This is a genomic window from Acidobacteriota bacterium (assembly GCA_009838525.1).
Classification (GTDB): Bacteria; Acidobacteriota; Vicinamibacteria; order Vicinamibacterales; family UBA8438; genus VXRJ01.
In genome coordinates this window covers 101,469-126,144 of sequence record VXRJ01000018.1, presented here as the reverse complement: position 1 = coordinate 126,144, position 24,676 = coordinate 101,469, and the positions used below count along the sequence as shown (strand labels likewise).

At 68.4% G+C, this 24,676-nt stretch carries 23 protein-coding genes; 11 read left to right on the top strand and 12 right to left on the bottom strand.

Annotated features, from left to right (window positions below; genetic code table 11):
- Positions 1–4: 4 nt before the first annotated feature.
- Positions 5–1,300: a UDP-glucose/GDP-mannose dehydrogenase family protein gene (locus F4Y45_06420; protein MXY24142.1), complete on the bottom strand. Its 1,296-nt coding sequence runs from the start codon at positions 1,298–1,300 to the stop codon at positions 5–7.
- A 134-nt stretch (positions 1,301–1,434) separates the two neighbouring features.
- Here F4Y45_06420 and F4Y45_06415 point away from each other — a divergent pair, with 134 nt between their 5' ends.
- The 7 genes from F4Y45_06415 to F4Y45_06385 are packed head-to-tail and all read left to right on the top strand — an operon-like array spanning position 1,435 to position 9,244.
- Positions 1,435–2,511, top strand: coding sequence for a glycosyltransferase family 4 protein (locus tag F4Y45_06415; protein MXY24141.1), 1,077 nt, complete (start codon positions 1,435–1,437; stop codon positions 2,509–2,511).
- Positions 2,508–3,689 carry a glycosyltransferase family 4 protein gene (locus F4Y45_06410; protein ID MXY24140.1) on the top strand — a complete coding sequence of 394 codons (1,182 nt, stop codon included), beginning with the start codon at positions 2,508–2,510 and terminating at the stop codon, positions 3,687–3,689. Before F4Y45_06415 ends, F4Y45_06410 begins: the two co-directional genes overlap by 4 nt.
- Entirely contained in the window at positions 3,686–4,522 is an 837-nt protein-coding gene (locus F4Y45_06405) for a glycosyltransferase family 2 protein (protein MXY24139.1), read from the top strand. Before F4Y45_06410 ends, F4Y45_06405 begins: the two co-directional genes overlap by 4 nt.
- 22 nt (positions 4,523–4,544) lie before the next feature.
- The gene (locus F4Y45_06400) at positions 4,545–5,666 is read left to right on the top strand and encodes a glycosyltransferase family 4 protein (protein MXY24138.1); all 1,122 of its coding nucleotides are present in this window, start codon (positions 4,545–4,547) and stop codon (positions 5,664–5,666) included.
- A gap of 53 nt (positions 5,667–5,719) precedes the next feature.
- Positions 5,720–6,820, top strand: a complete 1,101-nt coding sequence (locus F4Y45_06395; protein MXY24137.1) for a glycosyltransferase family 4 protein — start codon at positions 5,720–5,722, stop codon at positions 6,818–6,820.
- A gap of 23 nt (positions 6,821–6,843) precedes the next feature.
- The gene (locus F4Y45_06390) at positions 6,844–8,280 is read left to right on the top strand and encodes an undecaprenyl-phosphate glucose phosphotransferase (protein ID MXY24136.1); all 1,437 of its coding nucleotides are present in this window, start codon (positions 6,844–6,846) and stop codon (positions 8,278–8,280) included.
- Between the two features lie 25 nt (positions 8,281–8,305).
- A complete protein-coding gene (locus F4Y45_06385; protein ID MXY24135.1) occupies positions 8,306–9,244 on the top strand; it encodes an SDR family oxidoreductase in 939 nt (312 codons plus the stop codon).
- Here the strand turns inward: F4Y45_06385 and F4Y45_06380 are convergent.
- From F4Y45_06380 to F4Y45_06350, 7 genes are read right to left on the bottom strand one after another with little or no spacing between them, the layout of a single operon-like run.
- Complete coding sequence (locus F4Y45_06380) at positions 9,241–9,792, bottom strand: CDP-alcohol phosphatidyltransferase family protein (protein MXY24134.1); 552 nt, start codon at positions 9,790–9,792, stop codon at positions 9,241–9,243. The two genes, F4Y45_06385 and F4Y45_06380, sit on opposite strands and share 4 nt — an antisense overlap.
- Entirely contained in the window at positions 9,789–11,180 is a 1,392-nt protein-coding gene (locus F4Y45_06375; protein ID MXY24133.1) for a tetratricopeptide repeat protein, read from the bottom strand. The genes F4Y45_06380 and F4Y45_06375 overlap by 4 nt, the downstream gene beginning before the upstream one ends.
- Positions 11,150–11,788 carry a threonylcarbamoyl-AMP synthase gene (locus F4Y45_06370; GenBank protein MXY24132.1) on the bottom strand — a complete coding sequence of 213 codons (639 nt, stop codon included), beginning with the start codon at positions 11,786–11,788 and terminating at the stop codon, positions 11,150–11,152. The genes F4Y45_06375 and F4Y45_06370 overlap by 31 nt, the downstream gene beginning before the upstream one ends.
- The gene (glpX, locus tag F4Y45_06365; GenBank protein MXY24131.1) at positions 11,788–12,771 is read right to left on the bottom strand and encodes a class II fructose-bisphosphatase; all 984 of its coding nucleotides are present in this window, start codon (positions 12,769–12,771) and stop codon (positions 11,788–11,790) included. The genes F4Y45_06370 and glpX overlap by 1 nt, the downstream gene beginning before the upstream one ends.
- Positions 12,772–12,776: 5 nt before the next feature.
- Positions 12,777–13,994: a butyryl-CoA dehydrogenase gene (locus F4Y45_06360; GenBank protein MXY24130.1), complete on the bottom strand. Its 1,218-nt coding sequence runs from the start codon at positions 13,992–13,994 to the stop codon at positions 12,777–12,779.
- A 46-nt stretch (positions 13,995–14,040) separates the two neighbouring features.
- The gene (locus F4Y45_06355; GenBank protein ID MXY24129.1) at positions 14,041–14,892 is read right to left on the bottom strand and encodes an SAM-dependent chlorinase/fluorinase; all 852 of its coding nucleotides are present in this window, start codon (positions 14,890–14,892) and stop codon (positions 14,041–14,043) included.
- Between the two features lie 36 nt (positions 14,893–14,928).
- Positions 14,929–15,465: a polymer-forming cytoskeletal protein gene (locus F4Y45_06350; protein ID MXY24128.1), complete on the bottom strand. Its 537-nt coding sequence runs from the start codon at positions 15,463–15,465 to the stop codon at positions 14,929–14,931.
- 132 nt (positions 15,466–15,597) lie between these two features.
- On the opposite strand from F4Y45_06350, the gene F4Y45_06345 reads away from it, so the two are divergent.
- Positions 15,598–16,779: a cysteine desulfurase gene (locus F4Y45_06345; protein MXY24127.1), complete on the top strand. Its 1,182-nt coding sequence runs from the start codon at positions 15,598–15,600 to the stop codon at positions 16,777–16,779.
- A 4-nt stretch (positions 16,780–16,783) separates the two neighbouring features.
- Positions 16,784–17,932 carry a tRNA 2-thiouridine(34) synthase MnmA gene (mnmA, locus tag F4Y45_06340; GenBank protein ID MXY24126.1) on the top strand — a complete coding sequence of 383 codons (1,149 nt, stop codon included), beginning with the start codon at positions 16,784–16,786 and terminating at the stop codon, positions 17,930–17,932.
- Between the two features lie 2 nt (positions 17,933–17,934).
- On the opposite strand, the gene trxB is transcribed toward mnmA, so the two are convergent.
- From trxB to F4Y45_06320, 4 genes are read right to left on the bottom strand one after another with little or no spacing between them, the layout of a single operon-like run.
- Complete coding sequence (gene trxB, locus F4Y45_06335) at positions 17,935–18,852, bottom strand: thioredoxin-disulfide reductase (protein ID MXY24125.1); 918 nt, start codon at positions 18,850–18,852, stop codon at positions 17,935–17,937.
- Between the two features lie 36 nt (positions 18,853–18,888).
- Positions 18,889–19,899 carry a D-alanyl-D-alanine carboxypeptidase gene (locus F4Y45_06330; protein ID MXY24124.1) on the bottom strand — a complete coding sequence of 337 codons (1,011 nt, stop codon included), beginning with the start codon at positions 19,897–19,899 and terminating at the stop codon, positions 18,889–18,891.
- A gap of 53 nt (positions 19,900–19,952) precedes the next feature.
- The gene (locus F4Y45_06325; GenBank protein ID MXY24123.1) at positions 19,953–21,293 is read right to left on the bottom strand and encodes a VWA domain-containing protein; all 1,341 of its coding nucleotides are present in this window, start codon (positions 21,291–21,293) and stop codon (positions 19,953–19,955) included.
- 48 nt (positions 21,294–21,341) lie between these two features.
- A complete protein-coding gene (locus F4Y45_06320; GenBank protein MXY24122.1) occupies positions 21,342–22,067 on the bottom strand; it encodes a hypothetical protein in 726 nt (241 codons plus the stop codon).
- A gap of 75 nt (positions 22,068–22,142) precedes the next feature.
- On the opposite strand from F4Y45_06320, the gene hemE reads away from it, so the two are divergent.
- Together hemE and hemG are read left to right on the top strand one after the other, a co-directional pair.
- Positions 22,143–23,183, top strand: a complete 1,041-nt coding sequence (gene hemE / locus F4Y45_06315; GenBank protein MXY24121.1) for a uroporphyrinogen decarboxylase — start codon at positions 22,143–22,145, stop codon at positions 23,181–23,183.
- Complete coding sequence (gene hemG / locus F4Y45_06310; protein MXY24120.1) at positions 23,183–24,676, top strand: protoporphyrinogen oxidase; 1,494 nt, start codon at positions 23,183–23,185, stop codon at positions 24,674–24,676. The genes hemE and hemG overlap by 1 nt, the downstream gene beginning before the upstream one ends.

The following is a 24,676-nucleotide window of genomic DNA, read 5'->3' as shown; positions in this document are numbered from 1 at the left end:
CCGGTCACCTCCCGATCGAGTGATACGTGAATCCCTCGGCGCGCATCTGCTCCACGGCGTAGATGTTCCGCCCGTCGAAAATGACCGGCTGGCGCATCAACGATCGCATTCGGCCGAAGTCGGGCTCGCGGAACTCGTTCCATTCGGTCACGATGGCGAGCGCATCGGCGGCCTGGAGCGCGTCGTAGCTGTGCGGCGCATACACGATCCGGTCACCGAAGATCGCGCGGGCGGTCTGCTCCGCCTCCGGGTCGTACGCCTGTACGCGCGCGCCGGCATCGAGCAGACCCGAGATTGTCGGAATCGACGGCGCCTCGCGCATGTCGTCGGTGCGCGGCTTGAACGCCAACCCCCAGACGGCGATGGTCTTTCCCTCCAGCGACCCGAAGTGCTCGCGGACCTTGGCGACTATTCGCAGCTTCTGCGTGTCGTTGACCGCTTCGACCGCCTCGATGATGCGGCAGTCGTAGCCGGCGTCACGCGCCGAGTTGACCAACGCGCGCACGTCCTTGGGAAAACAACTGCCCCCGTAGCCGATCCCGGGAAAGAGGAACGAGCTGCCGATCCGGCGGTCCGTAGCGACGACGCCCCGCACTTCGTCCACATCGGCTCCGACCAGCTCGCAGACATTGGCGATCTCGTTCATGAACGACACGCGGGTCGCCAGCATGGCGTTCGCCGCGTACTTGCTCAACTCGGCGCTTGCGCAGTCCATCACCAGGATCGGCGCGCCGGTCCGGGTGAAGGGCGCATACAACTGCCGCATCAACGTCGCCGCCCGATCGTCCTCGGCGCCGACCACCACTCGGTCGGGCCGCATGAAATCGTCGATCGCCGCCCCCTGCTTCAGAAACTCCGGATTGCTGACGACGCTGAACGGCTCGTCGGTCTCGGCCGCCATCGCTTCACGCACTCGCCGGGCGGTGCCCACCGGCACGGTGCTCTTCGTGACGACGACGGTGTACCCGCGAAGCGCCCTTGCCACGGCGCGAGCCACCTCCAGAACATGCGTCAGATCGGCCGATCCATCCTCCCCCGGCGGCGTCCCGACAGCAATGAAGACCAGTTGCGCCTCCCGGACGGCGCCGGCAAGCATCGTCGTGAAGTGGAGGCGCTTCTCCGCCCGGTTGCGGCGGACCAGCTCCTCGAGGCCGGGTTCGTAAATGGGGATTTCCCCCCGGTCGAGCATGGCGATCTTCGCCGCGTTGTTATCGACACAGGCCACTTCGTTACCGTTTTCGGCCAGACACGCCCCCACCACCAGACCGACATACCCGCTTCCAACCACCGCCAGTTTCATCGACCGTCCATCCTCCGCGCACGCCGGGCCGCCTCGCCGTACCCAGGCGACCAGATGGTACCATCGCGGCCAGCGTGCGCGTCCTGATCGACTATCGGCCGGCCCTCCGTCGACGGACAGGGGTGGGCGAATTCGTGCACCAGGCGGTCGGCGCACTTTCCCGCCTCCCGACATCGGACGATGCCGGCGAACGGGTCGAATTGACCGTCTTCAGCGCCTCCTGGCGCGACCGCCTCGCCGATAGCGCCGATCCGCTTCCCGACGGGGTCGGATGGATTGACCGGCGCATTCCGTTCCGGACGCTGAACCGTGCGTGGCGCCGGATGGAGTGGCCGCCGATCGAGATGCTCGCCGGCAGCGCTTTCGACGTGGTGCACTCCCCCGAACCCCTCCTGATCCCGTCGCGCGACGCGGCGTGCGTGGTCACCATCCATGACCTCGACTTTCTCGATCACCCGGAACGGACCGAGCGCGAAGCGCGCCGTGACTACCCGCGACTCGTGCGACAGCATGCCCATCGGGCCGACCGCATCGTCGTCCCGTCGGCATGGACCGCGGGCGAGGTGGCCCGGCGCCTGGAAGTGCCGCCCGGACGGATCGCAATCTGCCGCCATGGCGCACCCGACCTCGCCCCGCGCGCCTCGATCCCGGCGGACGGGCACCTGCTCTTCGTGGGCACCCTGGCGGCGCGCAAGAACGTCGCCGGCCTGATCGACGCCTACGCGCGGCTCGTGCAGCTCCGGCCGGAGGTTCCGCCGCTGGTGCTCGCCGGCGCGATGCCCGACGGCCCGGCGCCCGACTGGCGCACGCGTTGCGACAGGCCGCCCCTCGCCGGGCGGATTCGCTTCACCGGCTACGTCGACGGTCCGACGCGCGACCAACTCTACGCCGGCGCCCGCGCCCTGGCCCTGGTTTCCTTTGACGAAGGCTTCGGACTCCCGGTCCTCGAGGCGATGGCATGCGGTGTTCCGGTGGTGGCTTCCAATCGGGGCGCGCTGCCCGAGGTCGTCGGCGACGCCGGCCTGATCGTGGACCCGGACGACACCGAAGCGCTCGCCGGCGCACTCGATCGCATCATCACCGACGACGCGCTTGCCGAACGCTGCGTCGCGCGTGGGTATGAGCAAGTGCGCGAGTTCACCTGGGAGGCGTCGGCACGCGCCCTGTGCAAGACGTACCGGGAGGCGGTTGCAGCCCGAGGCGTCGGATGAGGATCGGCATCGACGGCCGCGAGTTGCTTGGCCAGACGACTGGCGTTGGACGCTATCTGGTAAATCTCTGCCGGGAATGGACACGAATGCCGGCGGCCGCGGAACACGAGATGCTGGTCTATGCACCGGCGGACGCGTCGGACGCGTTGGGTCCGGCGGAGGACGAGGAACGTGCTTCGGAGGGAGCCCGCATGGCCATCGTGCGGGTGCCGGGCAGCGGCGGCGCCTGGTGGGAGCAGACGGCGCTTGCGCGCCGGGCCGCCACGGATCGCGTCGATGTATTCTTCGGGCCCGCCTACTCGGTGCCGCTCGCCCTTGCCGCCCCGAGAGCGGTCACGCTGCATGACATTTCGTTCGAGACCCACCCGGAGTGGTTCGGGCCACGCGAGGGACTGCGCCGCCGCTGGCTCGCCCGCCAATCGGCCCGCGCCGCCCGCGCCATCGTAACCGTGTCCGAGTGCTCCCGACGGGAGATTGTCGACGGTTATGCCGTGGATCCGTCCCGCGTCCATGTGGTTTCGAACGGCGTGGCCACCCCCGCCACCCCACCCGCAGAAACGGAGAGCACCGGCGCTTCGGACGACGATGCCGGGGTGGGGCCGTGGCATCCGGCGGATCCGGCCGACGGTCCGCTCGTACTGTATGCAGGAGCCCGCTTCACGCGCCGGAACCTGCCACTGCTGGTCGCCGCGTTCGCGCGGGTGGCGAAACGGGTTCCGGCCGCGCACCTGACCATCGTGGGGCCGGATCGGACGTATCCGCCGGAGGATCTGGACTGGAGTGCGGACGCGGCCGGCGTCGCCGACCGCGTAACCTGCCTCGACTACGTGGATGACCGCGCCCTCGCAACCCTCTACCGCCGGGCCACGCTTTTCGCCTGGCTCTCGGAATACGAGGGGTTCGGCCTTACGCCGCTGGAAGCGCTCGCCGCCGGCGTGCCGGCCGTCGTCGGCGACATCCCGGTGGCGCGGGAGGTGTACGGCGATGCCGTGCGCTACGTGCCCATCGGCGATCCGGACGCCATCGCCGCGGTCATGGTCGACCTGCTGACCAGTCCGTCGGCACGTGCCGCCCTCCTGGCGCGGCGCGAAGCAACTCTCGCCCGCTACACGTGGCGGCGGGCGGCCGCCGCCACCCTGGGGGTGCTCGAAGGGGTCGCGGCGGAGCGGGCCCGATGACACGCCTCGCGATCGTCATCGTCAGCTACAACACGTGCGGCGATCTGTGCGACTGCCTGCAGTCGCTGCACGACGCGCCGCCGGCGGCAACCCACCGAATCGTCGTGGTGGACAATGCCTCGACCGACGGAAGCGCGGCGGCGGTGCGTGACACCTGGCCGACGGTCGACGTGATCGCGATGGGACGCAACGCCGGCTTCGCGGCCGCGAACAACGCCGGTATCCGCGCGACGGCAAGCGACCTCGTGCTGCTGCTGAACAGCGACACCGTAGTCCCGCCGGGCAGCCTGGACCGTCTCATCGCCCGGCTCGACGCCGATGCCGCCGCCGTCGCCGCCGGCCCCCGCCTGATCGGCGCGGACGGCGCCCTGGAGCTGTCATTCGGCCGCATGATGTCACCCTGGAACGAAGCACGGCAGAAGTGCCGCGTCCGCATCCTTGCGCGCGGCCCCGGCTGGCTGCGCCGGCGGATCGCACGGCTGGCGGCACGGGAACACCATCCGGACTGGGTGAGCGGCGCCTGCCTCCTGGTGCGCCGCTCGGCGGGCGACGCGGCGGCCTGGCTGGACGAGCGCTACTTCCTCTACGCGGAAGACGTCGACTTGTGCGCCGCCCTGCGGGCGGCCGGCGGACGCATTCTCTATACGCCGGAGTCGGAAGTCATTCATCGCCGGGGCCGGTCCGGCAGCACGAATCCGGACGCCACTCGCGATGCCTACCGGCGAAGCCACCTTGCCTTCTACGCCAAGCATCACCCCCGCTGGCTCCCCCTGCTGCGTTTCTATCTGCGCCTGCGGGGCGAGCTGCCGGAGGCCGGGGCGCGGCCACGATAGGAAGGCGCGGGCGCGATAGAGTTTGACGGTGCGTATCGCCATCGACGTACGCAAGCTGCACGACTTCGGAATCGGCACGTACGTCAGCAACCTGGTGCGCCAGCTCGCGCGCCTCGACCGCCGCACCGAGTACGTTCTGCTCACGCGGCCCGAGGACGCGGATCAGATCGCGGAGCTCGGCCCCAACTTTCGTCCCGTTCCGCTTCGCGCGCCCAACTACTCGGTGCGCGAGCAGGTCGCCGTGCCGCTGAGCCTGAGCCGCACCGGCGCCACCCTGTTCCACGCGCCTCACTACGTTCTGCCGCCCCTCACGCCCTGCCGCACTGTCGTGACCATCCACGACTGCATCCACCTCCGGTTCCCCCAGTACCTCCCGAACCGCCTCGCGCACGCCTACGCCTGGAGCCAGTGCTGGGCCGCCACGCGCCGGGCGCGGAGGATACTCACCGTCTCGCAGGCGTCGAAGGAGGACATCCTGCACTTCTTCGGCATTCCGGAGTCGAGGGTGACCGTCATCCCGAACGCGATCGACGACCGCTTCCACGCCCCATGCACCGAGGAAGCCATGGTGCGGGTGCGTGAGCGCTACCAGTTGCCCGAGCGGTTCATCATGTACGCGGGGAACGTGAAGCCCCACAAGAACCTCGAACGGCTGATCGATGCCTATGTCGCAGTGCGCCGGCGCGGCTTCGAGGATGTCGGCCTGCTGCTGACGGGCAGCGAAGTCTCCCGCTACAGCATGCTCCGGCGAGCCGTGCACCGCCACCATCTGCACCGTCACGTCAGGTTCCTTGGCTACCAGACCATTGAAACGCTGGCCGTGCTGTACCACCTCGCCGAGGTCTTCGTCTTCCCGTCGCTGTACGAGGGATTCGGGCTCTCGCCGCTGGAAGCGCTGGCATGCGGCACGCCGGTGGTCGCCTCGAACGTGTCGTCGCTCCCCGAAGTGCTGGGCGACGCGGCGGTCCTGGTCGACCCGCACGATCCCGAAGCGATCGCCGAGGGAATAACCGTTCTGCTCGAGGATGCCGGCCTGCGCGCGGCACTCCAGCAGAAGGGTCTGGAACGGGTAGGCCATTTCTCCTGGGAACAGTCGGTTCGCCGTGTCCGCCGGATCTATGAAGAGATCGAGGCTGACAGGTGACGACGTCGCCCTCCTCCCCGCCGCCCGACGCGAATGCGGTTGCTCCCGCCGCCATCGACGGCTGCCGCGTCGCGGTCGTCCACGACTGGCTCACCGGAATGCGCGGCGGCGAGTTCGCCCTCGAGGCCATCCTGGATCTGGTGCCGCAGGCGGAGCTGTTCACGCTGCTGCACGCGCGAGGCACCACGTCGCCGCGACTCGAAGCGCTCCGGCCGCGCACGTCGTTCATCCAGTTGCTGCCATTCGCGCGGACCCGGTACCGGCACTACCTTCCGCTCTTCCCCGCCGCCATCGAGCAGTTCGATCTCGACCGATTCGACCTGGTGATCAGCACGAGCCATTGCGCCGCAAAGGCAGCCGTGCCGACGGGGCGGGCGCGCCACCTCTGCTATTGCTTCACGCCGATGCGATATGCGTGGGACCAGTTCGACGCGTATTTCGGCCCGGACCGGGTGGGGGGGCTGCGGAGCCGGTTCTACCGCGCCGCGATGCGACGCATGGCGCGCTGGGACGCCGCCACGGCAGGCCGGGTCGATTGCTACATCGCCATTTCGCGCTACGTTGCAGAGCGCATTCGCCGATATTATGGTCGTGAGGCGGCGGTGATTGCGCCCCCGGTGGATACCGGTTTCTATCATCCCGGCGAGGCGCCGCCGCGGGGCGGGTTCGTCGTGGTGTCAGCGTTGGTGCCGTACAAGCGTGTCGACCTCGCGATAGAGGCCTGCCGGCTGGCGGAAACGCCGCTGCGGATCGTCGGCGACGGGCCCGAAGCAGGACGGCTGCGCGCGCTGGCGGGGCCGTCGGTCGAGTTCATCCCGCATTGCCCGGCGGATGAGTTGCGGGAAATCTACCGCAACTCGCGCGGGCTGCTGCTGCCGGGGGAAGAGGACTTCGGAATCGCGCCGGTCGAGGCGCAGGCGTGCGGACGGCCGGTAGTGGCGCTCGCGCGGGGAGGCGCATGCGAGACGGTCGAGCACGGCGTCACCGGTATGCTGGTGGAGGAGGCAACGCCGGAAGCGTTCGCGAACGCCATGCGATCCATCGATGACAGTTCGTTCGATCCGGTTAGGCTGCATCTGGCCGCCTGCCGCTTTTCGCGGCCGGTCTTCGCAGAACGGATGCGCAGCGCCATAGAGGCGGTGGCGGCAACCTGAAACGACGGCATGGTCCCGAGACGATGACCCACCAGACCCGATTGCTCACGGCGGTGCACCTCGTCCTCGACTGCCTGATCGGGATGTGCGCCTTTGCGCTCGCCTACTTCATCCGCTTCGAGACCGGCCTGTTCGCCGCTCCCAAGGGTCAGCCCCCGTTCGATCAGTACCTGGTGCTGATGCCGTTCATCGGCCTGCTGATCCCGGTCATGTTCTACCTGCAGGGCACCTACCGCTACCGCCGCAACCGGACCGCCGTCGACGACTTCTTCGCGGTCCTCGTCGGCACCCTGCTCACGGTTGCCGTCGGCCTGCTCGCCACCCTCTACGTCCAGGTCTACGTCGCCACTGACGCGGCCCGCGATACCGGCGCCTACGAAGTCTCGCGTCTGGTCTGGGCTTTCTTCGTCGCCCTCAACATCGGGTTCACTTACCTGTCGCGCGATCTCGTCCGACGCTACCTGCAGCATCGCTATGCGGCGGGCATCGGGCTGCGCCGCGTGCTCATCGCCGGAACCCACGATCTGGCGCGGCACGTGGCCGACCGGTTCCTCCAGCACGCCGAGTTCGGGTACCAGGTCATCGGCTTCCTGGACGACGAGGCCGGCGGCGATCGGATCGGCTACCGGGGGCTGCCGCTCCTCGGCACGCTCGACGACGCGGCAGAGGTGATCCACCGGGAGGAGATCGATCAACTGTATGTCGCGCTGCCCGTCGAGCAGCATGTCAAGACGCTGAACCTCATCGAAGTAGCGAACCGCGAGTGCATCGACGTCAAGGTCATCCCGGACTTCCTCCAGTTCGTCACGTTGCGCGCCCGCCTCGAGGAACTGGACGGCATGCCGTTGATCAACGTCAACGACGTGCCGCTGCGCGGTTTCAACAGCGCGCTGAAACGGATGATGGACGTCGCCAGCTCCAGCGTCGCCCTCGTCGTCCTCGCGCTGCCGATGGCGGCCATAGCGGCGGCCATCCGGATGACGTCGCCCGGCCCGGCCCTCTACCGGCAGGAACGGATGGGGCTCGACGGCCAGGCCTTCATGCTGCTGAAGTTCCGGTCCATGTACGAGAACGCGGAACAGGACACCGGACCGATCTGGGCGCGCGAGAACGATCCGCGCCGCACGACGATCGGACGCTTCCTGCGCCGGTTCAGCCTGGACGAGCTGCCGCAGTTCTGGAACGTGCTGCGCGGCGACATGTCACTGGTCGGCCCCCGGCCGGAGCGTCCCTTCTTTGTCGATCAGTTCAAGGCGCGCGTACCCAAGTACATGCTGCGCCACAAGGTGAAGGCAGGCATCACCGGGTGGGCGCAGGTGAACGGCTGGCGCGGCAACACGTCGATTGAAAAGCGCATAGAGTACGACCTGCACTACATCGAGAACTGGTCGATCACGCTCGACCTGAAGATCATGTGGCTCACGGTGGTGCACCTGCTGTTGCACCGGCACGCCTACTGAGTCGAACTTCGCCCGCCGCTTTCCCATGCGCCGCGCCGTCATCACCGGAGCCGCCGGCTTCATCGGCTCCCACCTCGCCGACGCTCTGATCGCACGGGGCTACGCGGTTGTCGGCATCGACAACCTCCTGACCGGGGACATCGCCAACGTCGCGCACCTCGCCGGACCGAACTTCCGGTTCATCAAGCACAACGTGACGAACTACATCGCGGTGGAAGAAGATGTCGATCTCGTCCTGCACTGGGCCAGCCCGGCCAGCCCGATCGACTACCTGGACCTGCCTATCCCGACCCTCAAGGTAGGCGCGCTGGGCACCCACAACGCACTCGGCCTCGCCAAGGCGAAGGGCGCCCGATTCGTACTGGCGTCGACGTCGGAGATCTACGGGGACCCGCTCGCGCATCCTCAGCGGGAGGACTACTGGGGCAACGTCAACCCGATAGGCCCGCGAGGAGTGTACGACGAGGCGAAGCGTTTCGCCGAAGCCATGACCACCGCCTACCACCGCTATCACGGCCTCGAAACCCGCATCGCCCGGATCTTCAACACGTATGGGCCGCGGATGCGGCTGCGGGACGGCCGCGCGGTGCCGAACTTCATCACGCAGGCGCTACGCGGCGAGGACGTTACGGTCTACGGCGACGGAGAGCAGACGCGCAGCCTCTGCTACATCAGCGACCTGGTGCGCGGCGTGATCGCGCTGGCCGAGTCGAACGTCACCGACCCGGTCAACATCGGCAACCCGGCCGAGATGACCATTCTGGAGGTGGCCCAGGCGATCATCACAGCGACCGGATCGTCCTCGCGCATCGTCCACCGGCCCCTGCCGGTCGACGATCCGAAGGTGCGCCAGCCCGACATCGCCAGAGCGCGGGAGCAGCTCGGCTGGGAGCCCGAGGTTACGTTCGCCGATGGCCTGCAGCCGACAATCGAGTACTTCCGCGGGAAGCTGGACACCGGCTAGCCCTCGTTCACGAGCCGCGCGGCGTGAACGATGTAGTGCAGCCCGGAGATGATCGTCACGGCCAGCGCCGCGTACACCGTCCAGGTGACCACCGGTGAGGCGTAGCCAAGGTAGTTGTACAGCAACGTGATCGCGCCGGTCAGGATGTACAGGACGGTCGCGACCTTCCCCGGCAGCGACGGATAGAAGACCCGCCGCTCGATTGCCAGATTCACGATGGCGACGGTCAGTACGATGATTACGTCACGGCTGATAACCAGCACGGTGAACCAGATCGGCAACTGGTTCGGCAGGCCGAGCGGCATCGTCAGGACGACGAACGTGGACACCAGCAGCAGCTTGTCCGCCATCGGGTCAAGAAGCGCCCCGAGGCGGGTCGGCTGGCCGTAGCGCCGGGCAATCACGCCGTCGAGGGCATCGGTCACGCCGGCAACCACGAACGTGACGAACGCCCAGCCGTTGAAGCCGTACAAGACCAGGATTACGAGACACGGCACCAGCAGGAGCCGGAACAGCGTCAACTGATTCGCGGTGGTCAGCGCCGTCATGGCGCCGCGCCCGCCGCGGCGGCCAGCCGCCCCAGCCGCCTGATCGCATCGACCGCATCGGCGCCGCCGACCGGCCGGGTCGGTTCGAACCGGTCACCCTCTATCGTCGACAGGACGCCGGCGGCAACCGCGCGCGCGGCGCCGTCGTAGTTCAGGTGCCCCGTTCCCATGTCCCGGAAGCGGGGCCGCTCACCCTCCCAGGCACTCGCCGCAACCGGATCGATGTCCGCGATCAAGGTGAGAACCGCGCCGGCCACCTCAGCCAGATCGCCACGCCGGATGTTGCGCTCCGGGTCAAACCGGTTGCCCGCCTCCGGCAGGATGACGCCCGCCTGCGCCGCCGTGACAATCCAGCGGTTTGCCCAGTGGTTGCGCGTGTCGATCAGTATCGGCGTCGCCCTGCCGGTCGCGGCGGCGTCGAGCAGGTCCGCCAGCTCTACCCCAACCAATGCGGCCAGATCCCCGCGGGTCACCCGGGTGTTGCCCGCAATGGCGGAGTACTCACGCGGAAGCCCCTCTCGCCGGAGCGCCGCGATCAGCCGCGCCAGTCTGTCCGCGGTCGCGGGGTCCGGGGCAATGGCCTCGGCCCGCCGGAACGCGTCGAGGGCGCCGTCGAGATCGCCCAGGGTCTCCAGCAACCCGCCCTCCAGGCGGATTGCCTCGACATCGTTCGGATCGAGACCGGACGCACGCCGCACCTCCTCCAGCGCCGCGTCCGCGTCGCCGGCCTGCGCCATCGCCCGGGCTCGTTCCACGTAGAGGAATCCGCTGTCGGGCGAAGCGGCAATCACGTCGGCGTAGGCCGACACCGCATCCTCGAACCGCCCCTGCTCCATCGCGCTGCGCGCGTCGGCCAGACGTTCGGTCATCACGCGGAGGCGCAATTCGCCCGCCACCCGAACAATCCGCTCAAGCCCCGGATCGGCGGCGGCGGCTGCTTCAAAGCTGGCGAGCGCGGCCGACAACACGCCGGTCGCCAAAAGAGCCTCACCCCGTCCCACAAGGGCGGGGACATAGCCCGAGGAGCGGTTGAGCGCGGCGTCGAACTGACCCAGGGCCTCGCCCCCCTGGCCGCGGGCCAGCAGGACCCAGCCGAGGCCGGCCGAAGCCGGAAAGAACGCCTCGTCCTCCTCCAACAGGGTCGAGAAACGTTCCTCGGCGCGGTCGAGATCGCCCGATTGCAGGAATGCCCAGGCGTCGCGCTGAAGCGCCGCGAGCGGCGACGACGCGTACGCCGCCGGTGGACCCGGGTAGATGAAATCCGGAAAGGCCGGCGTGGTGACGACCGGCACGCGCGTGGCGCAACCGGTGGCGGCCACCGCCAGAACCGTCGCCAGAAACAACGCCAGCGCCAGCTTCACGCGAGCGATTCTAGCAGCCTGTCCCATGCAATCGCGCCCTTCCGAAGCAGCCGCGGCTGTTCGCCGCGTGCGTCGGCGATCGTCGACGGCGGGCCAGCCGCCGTTGGTCCCGCGTCGAGCACCAGTGCGACGCCGTCACCCAGCGCGGCAACCACCGCCGACGCGTCGGCGGCGGCCGGCGTGCCGCTACGGTTTGCGCTCGTTGCCGTGACCGGATGAGTGAACGTGGCAGCGAGAGCGCGGGCCAGCGGATGCGCGGGCACGCGGATCGCGACGGTTGTTCCGCCACCCAGCACCGCGGTGTCGAGCGACGGCGCCGCCTCCAGTACCAGCGAAAGCGGACCGGGCCAGAACCGCGCGGCCAACCGCCGGGCCAGCGGCGTCCACATCCGTACGGCGAGGTCCGCCTGCGCCATGTCGGCCGCTATCAACGGCACCGCAACTTGCGCCGCGCGCCCCTTCAGCGCGAACAGCCGGCGCGCAGCCACCGAACTGCGTGGATCCACAGCCAGGCCGTACAACGTGTCGGTCGGAAACGCCACGACATCGCCGGCCTCGAGCGCCCGTCCGGCGCGGTCGAGGACGGCCGGATCGGGATGGCGGGCGTCGACGGGCACGACGCCGCCACGGCCCATCAGAAACGGAGGCCGCGGCGGCCCGCCTGATCCTTGACGTGGATCGTGTCGATGAACTGAACGCGGGGAGGATCGGTCTGCATCAGGACGGAGCTGGTCCGAATCCCTTCGCCGAAGAACCGCACCCCCTTCATGAGCGCGCCTTCAGTCACGCCGGTGGCAGCAAAGATCACCTGCTTGCCCGACGCCAGGTCCTTCGACGTGTAGACGCGTGACGGATCCTCGATCCCCATCGACCGGGCACGCGCCTCCTTCTCCGGCGTATCGATGATCAGCCGGCCGAAGATCTCGCCCCCGAGACATCGCATCGCGGCGGCCGCGAGCACGCCCTCGGGAGCCCCGCCGCTCCCCATCACGGCATGGACGGTGGTGCCTACGATGGCGGCGCCGATCGCGGCGGTCAGATCGCCGTCGCTGATCAGCCGGATGCGGGCGCCGGCCTCGCGAATCTCCCTGATGAGTGGCTCGTGCCGCTTCCGGTCGAGCACGACGATGACGAGATCGTGCACCTCGCGGTCAAGGCACCGGGCAATGGCGGCAAGATTGTCCGCGACCGGCGCGTTCAGGTCGACGGAGCGTTTCGACTGCGCGCCGACCACCAGCTTCTCCATGTAGATGTCGGGCGCATGCAGCAGGCCACCTCGTTCGGACGCGGCGAGCACCGCGATCGCGCGCGGCGCGCCGGTGGCGCAGAGGTTGGTGCCTTCCAGCGGATCGACCGCGATGTCCACCTCCGGCAATCCCACATGCCCGTTCGAGCCCTGCCCGACCCGCTCGCCGATGTAGAGCATCGGCGCCCGGTCGCGTTCGCCCTCGCCGATTACGACGCGACCGTCGATCGGCACGTGATCGAGCCGGCCACGCATCGCCTCAACCGCCACCTGATCGGAGCGGTGGCGATCGCCCTGTCCCATCGTGTGGGCGCAGGCGATTGCCGCCTGCTCGACCACGTCCAGGAAACCGCTGGCCAGCTCCGGTCCCAGTGCCGTCACGCCCGTACCGCCTCTCCCTCGTAGGCCGGCAACGTGCAACGGGTCGGCTTGTCCACCCGGTAGCCGAGCGCGTAGTCGGCCTGCATCAGGGTGTGAATCTCGCGCGTGCCCTCGTAGATCACTGCCGCCTTGCAGTTGCGATAGAAGCGCCCGACAGGGTACTCGTCGGAGTAACCGTTCGCGCCGTGCACCTGCACCGCGTCGCCCGCCGCCCGCTCCGACGCGACAGTGGCGAACCACTTGGCGAGGCCGGTTTCGCGCGTGCTGCGCCGCCCAACGTTCTTCAGCCACGCCGCCCGCTGCCAGAGGAGGCGCGCCGCCTGGTAGTCGGACTCCATTCGCGCGATCATCTCCTTGACCAGCTGGTGCTGGGCGATCGGCACGCCGAAGGTCTTCCGCTCGCGCGCATAGGCCACGCTCGCGTCGCGGCAGGCGCGGATCAGGCCGCTGGCGCCGGCCGAAACGCTCAACCGTCCCTGATCGAGCGCAAACATCGCGATCTTGAAGCCCTCGCCCTCGCGCCCGACCAGGTTCTCCGCTGGCACCTCGACGTCGTCCAGCTTGAAGAAACCGGTGTTACCCGCCAGAATCCCCCACTTTTCCGTCAGCGTGCCGCTCGAAAAGCCAGCGTAGCCGCGCTCGACGATGAACGCGCTGATTCCGGATATGTCGCGCTGCTGCTTCTTCTCGAGGTCGCTCCAGGCAAAGACGAGAAAGTGATCCGCCACGTCGGCAAGCGATATCCACTGCTTCTCGCCGGTGATTACGTAGCTGTCGCCGTGCCTGACGGCCGTCGTCTGAATGCCGCGGACGTCACTCCCCGCTGCCGGCTCCGTCAATCCGTAGCTGCCGATCTTCTCTCCTTGCGCCTGCGGCGCCAGGTAGCGCCGTTTCTGATCATCCGTCCCCCACGTGAGCAGGGTCAGCGAGTTCAGTGCGACATGCACGGAGAGAATCACCCGTAGCGACGTGTCGACGTACTCCAGTTCCTCGCACGCCAGGCCGTAGCTCAGGTAGTCCATCCCCGCGCCGCCGTACTCTTCCGGCACGCAGATCCCCAGCAGGCCCAACTCCGCCATCTGCGGCAGAATCGCCGGGTCGAACCGGTGTTCACGGTCAAGCTGCCGGATACGCGGTGCGATCTCGCGCGCCGCCCACTCCCGCACGGACCGCTGCAGTAGCTGCTGTTCCTCCGTCAGGTCCATGTCGAACATCGATCTGTCGTCTCCCTCTCTCCCCCGAGTTCCCTCAACCAACCGGTCAGCTGCGGCTCACCACGACAGCCGCCCCGCGGTCGACCGACAGGCGCTCGGCCGCGCTCGCCTCGTTGGCTGCGACTTCCAGGTGGTCGGTGCTGCCGAACAGCGCGCATACCTCGCCCTCGCGAATATCGGCATAGGTTTCCACGAGTCGTCCGATCTCCTGCTCCGCCACATCGATCCGGAGCGATCCGCCAGTGGCGAACTGCTCGAACGTGTGTCGGTCGATGTTCGACACGAGATTGCCGAATCGATCGACCCGGAGCACCTCGCCCACGATCCGGCCTCCCTCCACGCCAGCCACCGGAATGTCGAGCATCCGGTAGTCGGTCACCGGACGCCCGAGAGCATTCAACTCGATGCCCTTTGCCAGCCAGGCCGCGCCCGGCGCAAAGCGGTCGCGCCCCTCGAACGTTCGGCTGACAGTGGGCCGGGCGTAGCGCCGTTCGGTCAGTTGCACAACCCGCTTCGGCGGATCTTCGCGGAAGACGGACGTCAGCACGCCGTTGTCAGGCGCGACGAAGCGGTAGTCGCCGGTATCCGCCGCGAGGCCCCGCCGCGTTGAGCCCACCCCGGGATCGACCACCACAAGAAAGATCGTCCCGGTGGGGAAATAGCGGTAGGAAGCCGCCAGCTCCAGACCGGCGGTCAGCACGTCGTGGGCCGGTACGTCATGCGTGATGTCGACGACGGTGGCGTCGGGGCAGATGTCCAGCACCACGCCGCGCATGGCGCCGACGTAATGATCCCGCGTGCCGAAGTCCGTCAGGAGCGCGATGACCGGTCGCACGATGACCCTCCTCCATGGGTGTCGCTGGAACGTGATGCGGGAAGCGGAACGCGCGGCCGCCAGCGGTCACGACAGGATGGTCGCAACCCTCGGACCCGCCTAATTGACCGGCGCCGCCGCGGGCCGTGCCGCTACTGGATCCGCCTTCGCCTGCTTGTCCGCCGCCTGTGGCGCGGCCGCCTTGTCCGACGTTCCGGGCTGCATCACGATCCGGCCGTTGAAGGTGACCCCTTCCTCGATGGCAACCCGTGGGGCGACCAGATCGCCGTCGACCGATCCGTTGCCCCGGATGGCAATCAGATCACCAGCCTTGATGTTGCCCTTCACGTTGCCCAGCACGACAATCACTCTCGCGAACAACTCCGCCTTGACGCGGGCGCCTGGACCGACGGTCAGGACATAGTCCGTCAATTCCACACGGCCCTCGAACTGCCCCGCAAGCGTCACATCCTCGCTACCACTCAGCTGACCCTTGATGGAAATCGAGCTGCCGATGTGCACGACGTCTCGACTACTCGACTGCGACCCCTTCGACGAAGACGCGTTCGCGCCGTCCCGAACCGACGGCTGGGCGCCGGGCGCTGCAGCGCCCGGCGCGCCACGGCTGTCCTTGGGGTCGTCAGCGGGTTGACGCATCCACATATTCATGGTCGGAGGACTCCTGCTCGAGCCGGCCGGCGCACCGAGCACCGGCGCCTGCTCAAACGGGGAGTATATACCGAAGGGCGACGCGCGAGCGCCGGCGCGGCCTCGCCGCGCGCAGGGGCGATGTTAGGATGGCTGGGGATGCGGATCTACTTCGATCACAACGCCACGACGCCGGTCAATCCCGCTGTCGCGGATGCTATGGACGCGACGCAGCGGCGCTGCTTCGGAAACGCGTCGAGCGTCCACACGTTCGGACAGGCGGCAAAGGCGGCGATCGACGAGGCGCGGACGTCTGTCGCCGGTTTGCTGGCGGGACGCCCCAACGACGTGATCTTCACCGGCAGCGGCACCGAGTCGGACAACCTGGCGATCCGGGGCGTCGCGGCAGCAGCGGCAGTTTCCGGACGGCGTCATCTGATTGCCTCGTCCATAGAGCACGAGGCGGTGCTCAACACGTTGAAGTCGCTGGTGAAGGAGGGCTGGAGGACGACGCTTCTGCCGGTCGGTGAGAGCGGCGTTGTCGATCCGAACGACCTGGCCGCCGCTCTGACCGACGAGACCTCGCTGGTCTCGGTGATGCTCGCCAACAACGAGATCGGCACCCTGCAGCCGGTGGCCGAGCTTGCTCGCCTGGCCCACGAACACGGCGCCCTTTTCCATAGCGACGTCGTGCAGGCGGCGGGCAAGCATCCGATCGACGTCAGTGCCCTGGGCGCCGACCTGCTCTCGATCTCCGCCCACAAGTTCAACGGACCGAAGGGAGTGGGCGCGCTGTGGGTGCGGCGCGGCGCCCGGCTTGTCGCGCCGATCACCGGCGGACGCCAGGAGCGAAACCGGCGGCCCGGCACCGAGAACGTGCCGGGAATCGTCGGAATGGGAGTAGCGGCACGGGTCGCCCGAGAGAAGCTGGCGACGGACGCGCTACGCCTCGCGGCACTACGCGACCGACTGGAAGCGGGCATTCTCGATGGGGTTCCGGGCACGATGGTGAATGGAACCGGCGAGCGCGTGCCGAACACGACCAATATCAGCTTCGACGGTGTCGAAGCGGAGGCGTTGCTCATCGCGCTCGATCTGGAGGGAATCGCCGTATCCACCGGATCCGCATGCTCTTCGGGGACCCTGGAGCCGTCGCATGTCCTCCGCGCGATGGGCTTCCGGCCCCACCGGGCACAAAACTCCATTCGTTTCAGCCTTGGTCTCGGCAACACCGAAGACGACGTGGCCCGCGCCATCGACGTGATGCCCGGCGTCGTCGCGAAGCTCCGTACCCTGAGTGGCGCCGCCGTCGCCGCCGGCTGAACCAATGCCGCCTGAGACCACGATCGCCGTCGCGGGGCGGACGTGCGCTGCCACGGAGACCAGCGACGCAGCTTCCGCAGCCGGGCGCGTCGTCGTCGCGATGTCTGGCGGTGTCGATTCGTCCGTCGCCGCCGCCCTGCTCGCCGACACCGGGCGCGAAGTCGTCGGGCTCTCGATGCAACTCTACGACCAGACCGGAGGAACTGCGTCGTTCGGCTCGTGTTGCACTATCGATGATCTGCAGGATGCGCGCCGCGTCGCCGCACGCCTCGGCATCCCGCACTACATCGTCAACTTCGAAGAGCCCTTCGCGCGACGCGTAATCGACCCGTTCGTCCGGGACTACGCCGCGGCGCGGACGCCGATCCCTTGCGTCCGGTGCAACAGCGATCTGAAGTTCGCGAGCCTTCTGGAGCGCGCGCGCGCCCTCGACGCCGATCATGTTGCTACCGGCCACTACGCGCGCGTCGAAACGGTTACCAGTCCTGGCGGAGAGACGATGCGCCGCCTCCGCCGCGGTGTCGACGAGTCGAAGGACCAGTCCTATTTCCTTTTCTCGCTGACGCAGGCGCAGTTGGCGCGCGCCTGCTTTCCCCTCGGCGAACTCACGAAGGACGCGGTCCGCCGCATCGCGCGCGATCAGGGCCTCACCGTCGCCGACAAGCCCGACAGCCACGAGATCTGCTTCGTGCCCGACAACGACTACGCCACGTTCGTGGAACGGCGGGCTCCCGACGTGTCACGCGGGGGCGACGTGGTCGACGCCGCCGGCAACGTCCTGGGCCACCACGACGGCATCCACCGCTTCACCGTCGGCCAGCGGAAGGGTCTCGGCGTTCCGAGTCAGTCGCGGCTCTACGTCACGGCGATCGACGCGGCGACCGCGCGGGTCACCGTCGGCCCGCGCGACTCGCTGGACCGGACGACCCTCGACGCCTCGGACGTCAACTGGATCGAGGGCGCTCCGGCAGCCGGCACGCGGGTCACGGCGCAGATCCGGCACCACCATGACCCCGCGGCAGCACGGGTCTGGGCGGCGAAGGAAAACCGGCTCCGGCTCGAGTTCGATGAGGCCCAGCCGGCCATTGCGCCCGGTCAGGCGGTCGTCGTCTATGACGGCGACGTAGTGCTTGGCGGCGGCTGGATCGACTAGAGCTACACCGACTCGAGATAGCGCTCGGCGTCGATGGCCGCCATGCAGCCGGAGCCGGCGGCGGTAATGGCCTGGCGGTAAACGTGATCCTGAACGTCGCCGCAGGCGAATACGCCGGGCACACTGGTGGTCGCTCCCCGCCCCGGAATGATGTACCCGTTCTGATCCAGTTCGAGCTGCCCCTCAACCAGGCTGGTATTGGGCGTATGGCCGATTGCAACGAAGAGGCCGTCGACCTCCAGTTCTTTCGTCTCGTCCGTCCGGACGTTGCGGACGACGACCCCGGTTACGACACCCTGCTCCACGTCGCGCACCTGCTCGACCACGGTGTCCATTTCGAAGCTGATCTTCTCGTTCGCCCGCGCCTTGTCCTGCATGATCTTGGACGCACGGAACCGATCGCGCCGGTGGATGATAGTGACGCGCGACGCGAACTTCGTCAGGAACGTCGCTTCCTCCATCGCCGAATCGCCGCCTCCCACCACCGCGATCGGCTTGCCGCGGAAAAAGTAGCCGTCGCAGGTCGCGCAGGTGGAGACGCCGTGTCCCATCAGCTTCCGCTCGGACTCCAGGCCGAGCAGCCGGGCCGACGCGCCGGTGGCAAGTATCAGCGTCCGCGCCTGCTCGTCGCCGGCGCTGGTGGTCACCGTGAACGGCGGACCTGACAGGCCGAGCTTCGTGACGTCGCCCTGCACTATCTCGGTGCCGAACCGCTCCGCCTGGGCACGCATGTCCGCCATAAGGTCCGGCCCCATGATGCCGTCGCGAAAGCCGGGATAATTCTCGACCGCGGTGGTGAGCATCAACTGCCCGCCCGCCTCGAGCCCCTCGATCAGCAGGGGATCCAGGTTGGCGCGCGCCGTGTAGAGCGCGGCGGTCAGACCCGCCGGTCCCGATCCAATGATGATGACGTCGCGCATGAGTGTGTCCCGCCAGCCGCCGGCCGCACCGAACCGTCAGTCGGCGCGGCGGCTTCCGTCGATGAGCGGCCGGCCCTTGGTCGAAACCCAGTCGACCAGACGTCGGGCTTCCCGGAACCGGCCGGAATTGGAATTGACGCCGAGGACGACCAGCGCGAGGGGATCGCTGTCGGGCAGCTTGACGACCGCCGTCAGGCAATAACCCGCTTCGTCGATATAGCCGGTCTTGCCCGCCTGCACCAGATGGCGGCCTCTCAGCAGACGGTTCGTGTTCCGGACGGTGAGCCGGCGCCGGCTGGTCCGCAACTGGTGCGAAGACTTCCGCATGATGTGCGTCAGAGTCGGTTCCGCGCTCGCGTGCGCGATCAGCCGGGCGATGTCGTACGGCGTCGAGACGTTGCGCTCATCCAGACCGGACGGCTCGACGAACCGCGTCGCATCCAGCCCCAGCTCCGCCGCCTTCTGGTTCATCGCCTCGACGAAGTGGCGCGAACCGAGGCCGGACGCGCGCGCGAGGGCCCGTGCCGCCGCGTTGTCCGATGCGACCAGGGCAAGATGCAGTAGCCCGTCGAGCGTCACCCGCTCGCTGCGCCGCAGATAGGTCGTCGACGCCCGGCGGACATCGGCGCGTGCAATCACGACGTCGTGCGACAGGTCCGGCCTCTGATCGAGCAGGACGAGCGCCGTCATCACCTTTGTAATGCTGGCGATCGGCCGTTGCTCCAGTCCGCGCGACTCCCAGAGCACCTCGTTCGTCCGCGGGTTGTAGAGGATGCCGGCCGCCGCACGCACGCGCGGCGCAGAAAGATCCTCGGCATCGAGGAACGTAGGCGGCGGGGCTTCCGTCCCGGTCGCCGCGAGGTGAATGTCGGCGAGCCGTACCGACTCTACGGGCTGCGCCGGAGGAGTAGTGTCGGGACCGAGCCGGCCGACTCCAAGCAGGGCGATGCCCGCGACGAACAGGGCCAGCGCGGACAGTGTGGAGCGAGTCGGCTCGCGAGGAAAGCGAACCTGACCGGTTGGCCTCAGCGGAATCTCGCTCGACAACGTCCGGAAAGTCTACCAGAACCGGCCCGCGCTAGTCTGGGAGCCCGTGGTTTCTACGGTGGAGGGGCACTGGCCCGCGCGCTTGCCCGGGCGTACGTGTAGTGGCTCCGATGCTGAACCTCGAGGTCTTGCCGGTCTTCCACTTCGACCCGCAGGCGGCGCGTCCTGAACGTCGGATCGGGATTGCTCGAGTAGAAGCCGAGCACGTAGTAGTCGCTCGTCTCGGCGTCGATCTCGCGGAAGGCGTCATCAAAATCGTTCCGGTTCACAACCGCCCTCCCGCCCGTCAGTTCCGCAAGTGCGCGCAGACTGTTCTGTGTCGTGAAGACGTAATCGCGGAACGACTCCATCGGACCCTGGAAGTCGATGTCCGGACCCGTCACCAGTCCGCGCGGGTCGACCGTGTAGAACGACGCGTTCGCCCGGTTGGCGGCCTTCGCCAACTCGGCGATCTCCATCGCCAGATCGGCGTCGTTGAACACCTGGCCCTGGCGGGCGATCTGATCGAACGGATCGTTTACCGGATCGGGCAGCCCTGCATACAGGCTCTCCCGGTCGAAACTTCCCCAGTCCGAGTAGGCCTGAGCCAGTGGTGACCGCGCGAAGATCCGCTCATGCTCGAACGGATTGAAGTCGTAGCCGCTGCTGAAGTAGATGACAACCTTTCTCCGGTTCTGGATCGACTCGAGGTTGCCGACGACGTCGCGCATCGTCTTGAAGGCGACATGGGCGCGCCACGACAGCTCGGTCACGCCGCGCGGGCCCGGCGAGAGTAGCGTCATCTCGTTCGGATTGAAGCCGTCCCCCGTCATCCGGTCGGCCGACGACTTGATGAGGCTCCGGTCGTACGTCATGTCGACACGGATCGAGGACGGTCCGGTCGAGACGATGCCGAACATGTCGCCCTCGTGGATGAGGTTGTCGGCCAACTGCTCGAAGATGGCGCGAGCGCGTGGCGTCTTGCTGGTCTCGATGTGCAGGTCGTCCACCAGGATGACGAAGATCCGCCCCGCCGTCTCGCTCACCGCCCGGGTGGGAGGCAGGATGATGCCCTCCTGCGGCGGCGGGGGCGGCAGCAACTGATTGAAGACGCGACCGCCATGGACGAGCACCAGCGACGCTACTTCCTGCTCGACGTCGTCTTCCCAGACGCGGAAGTCGTTCTCGGTCAGATCGGCGAGGAAGACGCCGTCTCCATCCCGCACGATGACGTCGGTCGTCACCAACGTCACGCCCGACCGGAAAATGGGTGATGGATCGCTCGCGGTGTCCGCGACCTGATCCGGAGCCTGGGGAGCCTGCGCGCCGACCCCGACCCCGACACCGAGGGCCGCGATCAGCAACGCCGCCGGAAAGCCCCGGAACCTGACCGCTCCAAGGTTCCCTTTAGTCATGACTCTGCAATTATAGCGCCGTTCGTCGCGACGTCGAGCGCCTTTCGGTCAGTCGTCCAGCGTGTCGCGGATGGCCGCCGCCTCCCCGTCGAAACGCTCGATCCCGACCACGGTTTCCTCTCCGGGACGCCACGCGTCCGGATTGAGCGATTCCAGGCGCGCCGTGACGGCCACCTGATCCGCTGGCTCCAGGTCGCTCTCCGCCAACAGTTCGCAGAGCTCGGCGTACCGCATGCGAAGCGCGTTCAGCGCGTCCTCCCCCAACAACGCCGCCACGGGATGCTCATCCGGTTCGACCGCTTCCTCTTCTCCGGAGGACGTCGCTTCCGGCTCGACAGGCACTTCATTCACCTCGTCGGACGGCGGCGTATCATCAGCCGGCGGTACCGCTTCCGACGGGCGAACTCCCGCGTCGGACGGCATCAACTTATCCGGTCCGACTACCGGCCGCGCTTCCGCCGCCGCGGACTCCGATGCCGCCCGAGCTCCGCGGGCTCTCTCACGACGGCGGCCCCGTGCCCTCGCACCCTTGTCCGGGGGCGGCGGGACGGGACGGGTCGCCTTCGTCATCTTCGACCAGTCGAACGTTAATTCGGGGTGGCTCTCCTCGATCGCCCGCAGCGCCTCCTCGTCCAGGGGCTCACGACCCACCGAGAGGTTCGGGGGCGTTCGGAACCAGTACAAGAGAGACGGGCGGGAACCGGACTGAAACCCGTGGAGCACGTAGGTGTGTTCGTAACCCCGGTCGTCGCGCAGGAATCGAAGGTAAGGCATTGCGTCGGGCGGCGCCTCACAACCGCGCCGGAGCGGAAGGCTAGCACGGATCCGCCGCGGTGTACGATCGACGAGGTGAACGATCGCTTCCTCCGTGCCTGCCGCCGCGAACCGGTCGACGCGACACCGGTCTGGTTCATGCGGCAGGCCGGCCGCTACATGGCGGACTACCGCGAGATCCGCGCGCGGCACACGCTGCTGGAGATCTGCGCGCAGCCGGAGCTGGCCGCGCAGGTGACCCTGCAACCGGTCGAGCAACTCGACGTCGATGCCGCCATCCTTTTTTCGGACCTGCTGCTGCCACTCGCCCCCATGGGGATCCCGTTCGACTTTCAGGCGGGCGAAGGGCCGGTCATCAGGAGTCCGATCCGGAGCGCCGCCGACATCGACAGGCTCCGAACCGTCGACCCGCGCGAGTCGCTGGGACATGTTCTGGCGACCATCCGGATTCTCGCACGCGAGCTGGAGGACCGCGTGCCCCTGATCGGCTTCGGCGGCGCGCCGTTCACGCTTGCCTCCTACGCCATCGAGGGAGGCGGATCGCGCAACTACGCAAAGACGAAGGCGCTCATGTACGGGGATCCGGAGGCATGGCACCGGCTGTGCAACGCCTTCGCGACCGTCCTCGGCGACTACCTCGTCGCCCAGGTGGAGGCGGGGGCGCAGGCGATTCAGTTGTTCGACTCCTGGGTCGGCGCCCTGAGCCCGGACGACTACCAGGAGTTCGCCGCGCCGCACACGCGCCGCATCCTCTCCGCCGTCGCCGCCACCGGCGTGCCGGTCCTCCACTTCGGCACCGGGACCGCGACCCTTCTCGACGTCATGACCGACGCGGGAGGCGACGTCATCGGCGTCGACTGGCGCGTTCCCCTCGACGAGGCATGGGAGCGGATCGGGACAACTCGCGCGGTGCAGGGCAACCTCGACCCGACACTACTGCTCGGACCGGTCGATCGGATGCTCGCCGGAGCGGAGGACGTACTGATGCGCGCCGGCCGCCGCCCAGGCCACATCTTCAACCTGGGACACGGCATCCTCCCGGAGACGCCGGTCGAGCACGTGCAGGCGCTCGCCCGCTTCGTGCATCAGGGTGGCTACGGCTTCGGACGTCACTGATGGACCACGTCCCGTTCGCCGTCGTCGGCGGGGGGATCAGCGGTCTGGCGGCGGCATTCGAACTGCAGCGGCAGGGCGTGCCGTTCCTTCTGTTCGAATCGTCCGACCGCCTCGGCGGGCTGATCCGAACCGAGCGGGTGGACGGCTTCACCCTCGATGCCGGCGCCGACTCGCTGCTCGTCGAGAAGCCGGCGGCCATCGAGCTGTGCCGCGAGCTGGACCTGGCCGACCGTCTCGTGCCGATGCTGCCACCCCGCCGCGCCTACGTGCTGCGCCGCGGCCGGCTCCGGCCGCTGCCCCACGGTGCGCCGTTCGGGATACCGGCCAGCCTCGCGGCGCTCGCCGGAAGCGATCACATTTCCTGGTCCGGCCGGTTGCGGATGACGCTCGACCTGCTGGGGCGGGGCGGGCGCGCACACACCGAAGACGAATCCATCGCCGCGTTCTTTCGGCGCCGTTTCGGACGCGAAGCCGTCGACATCCTGGCCGAGCCGCTGCTCGCCGGCATCCACGCCGGCAACGTGGAGCGGCTGTCGATGCGGGCGCTCTTCCCGCGTCTTGTCGAGGCCGAGCGCGTGCATGGCAGCGTGATCCGGGGCATGCGCGTGGTGAACGCCGCGCGCTCCGCCGCGCGCCGCGACGGACCGTTCCGTTCGCTCCCCGACGGGCTCGAGGCACTGCCCCGCGCCATCGTCTCGGCGCTGCCGGCGGCTTCGATCCGCCGCCGCAGTGCGGTCACCTCCATTACGCATGCCCGTGCGGACGGACCCGCGGCGCGCGCAGCGACGATCACGCCGGTCTTGCCGACGGCATCGGCATCGGCGGGCGGACCTTATGCGCTGCAACTGACCGGCCACACGCCGGGCGTGACCGCAGACCAGGTGATCTGCGCGCTGCCCGCCGCGGCGACGGCGCAGCTGGTCGGCGGCATGAATGAGCCGATCGCCCGTCTCTGCCGGCTGCTCCCCACCACGTCGACCGCCGTGGTCGCCCTCGCTTTCCCGCGCGGCGCCGTCGCCCATCGCCTCGACGGTTCCGGGTTCGTCGTACCGCGCACCGAGGGTGCGTTCTCCATTCTCGCCGCCACCTGGATCTCGTCGAAGTGGCCCGCCCGCGCCCCGGACGGCCAGGTTCTGCTGCGCGGCTTCGTCGGCGGCGCGCGCGCGCCGGAGCTGCTTGATCGCAGCGACGACGATCTGATTGAGCTGGTCAACGACGACCTCGCGCGCCTCCTCGGCATCCGCGGCGCGCCGTCGCTGACGCGCGTCTACCGCTGGATCGACGCCAATCCGCAGATCGAAACAGGCCACATCGACCGGCTCGCCCGGATTGACGAGCGCCTCGCCAGCCTGCCCGGCCTCCGGATCGTCGGCGCCGCCTTCCGGGGCGTCGGCATCCCGGACTGCGTCGCAGCCGGCCGCGCGGCGGCGCGCGGGGCGGTCGAGGAATACCGGCGATCGACGGCCGGCGTACGCCTGGAGGCAACATCGTGA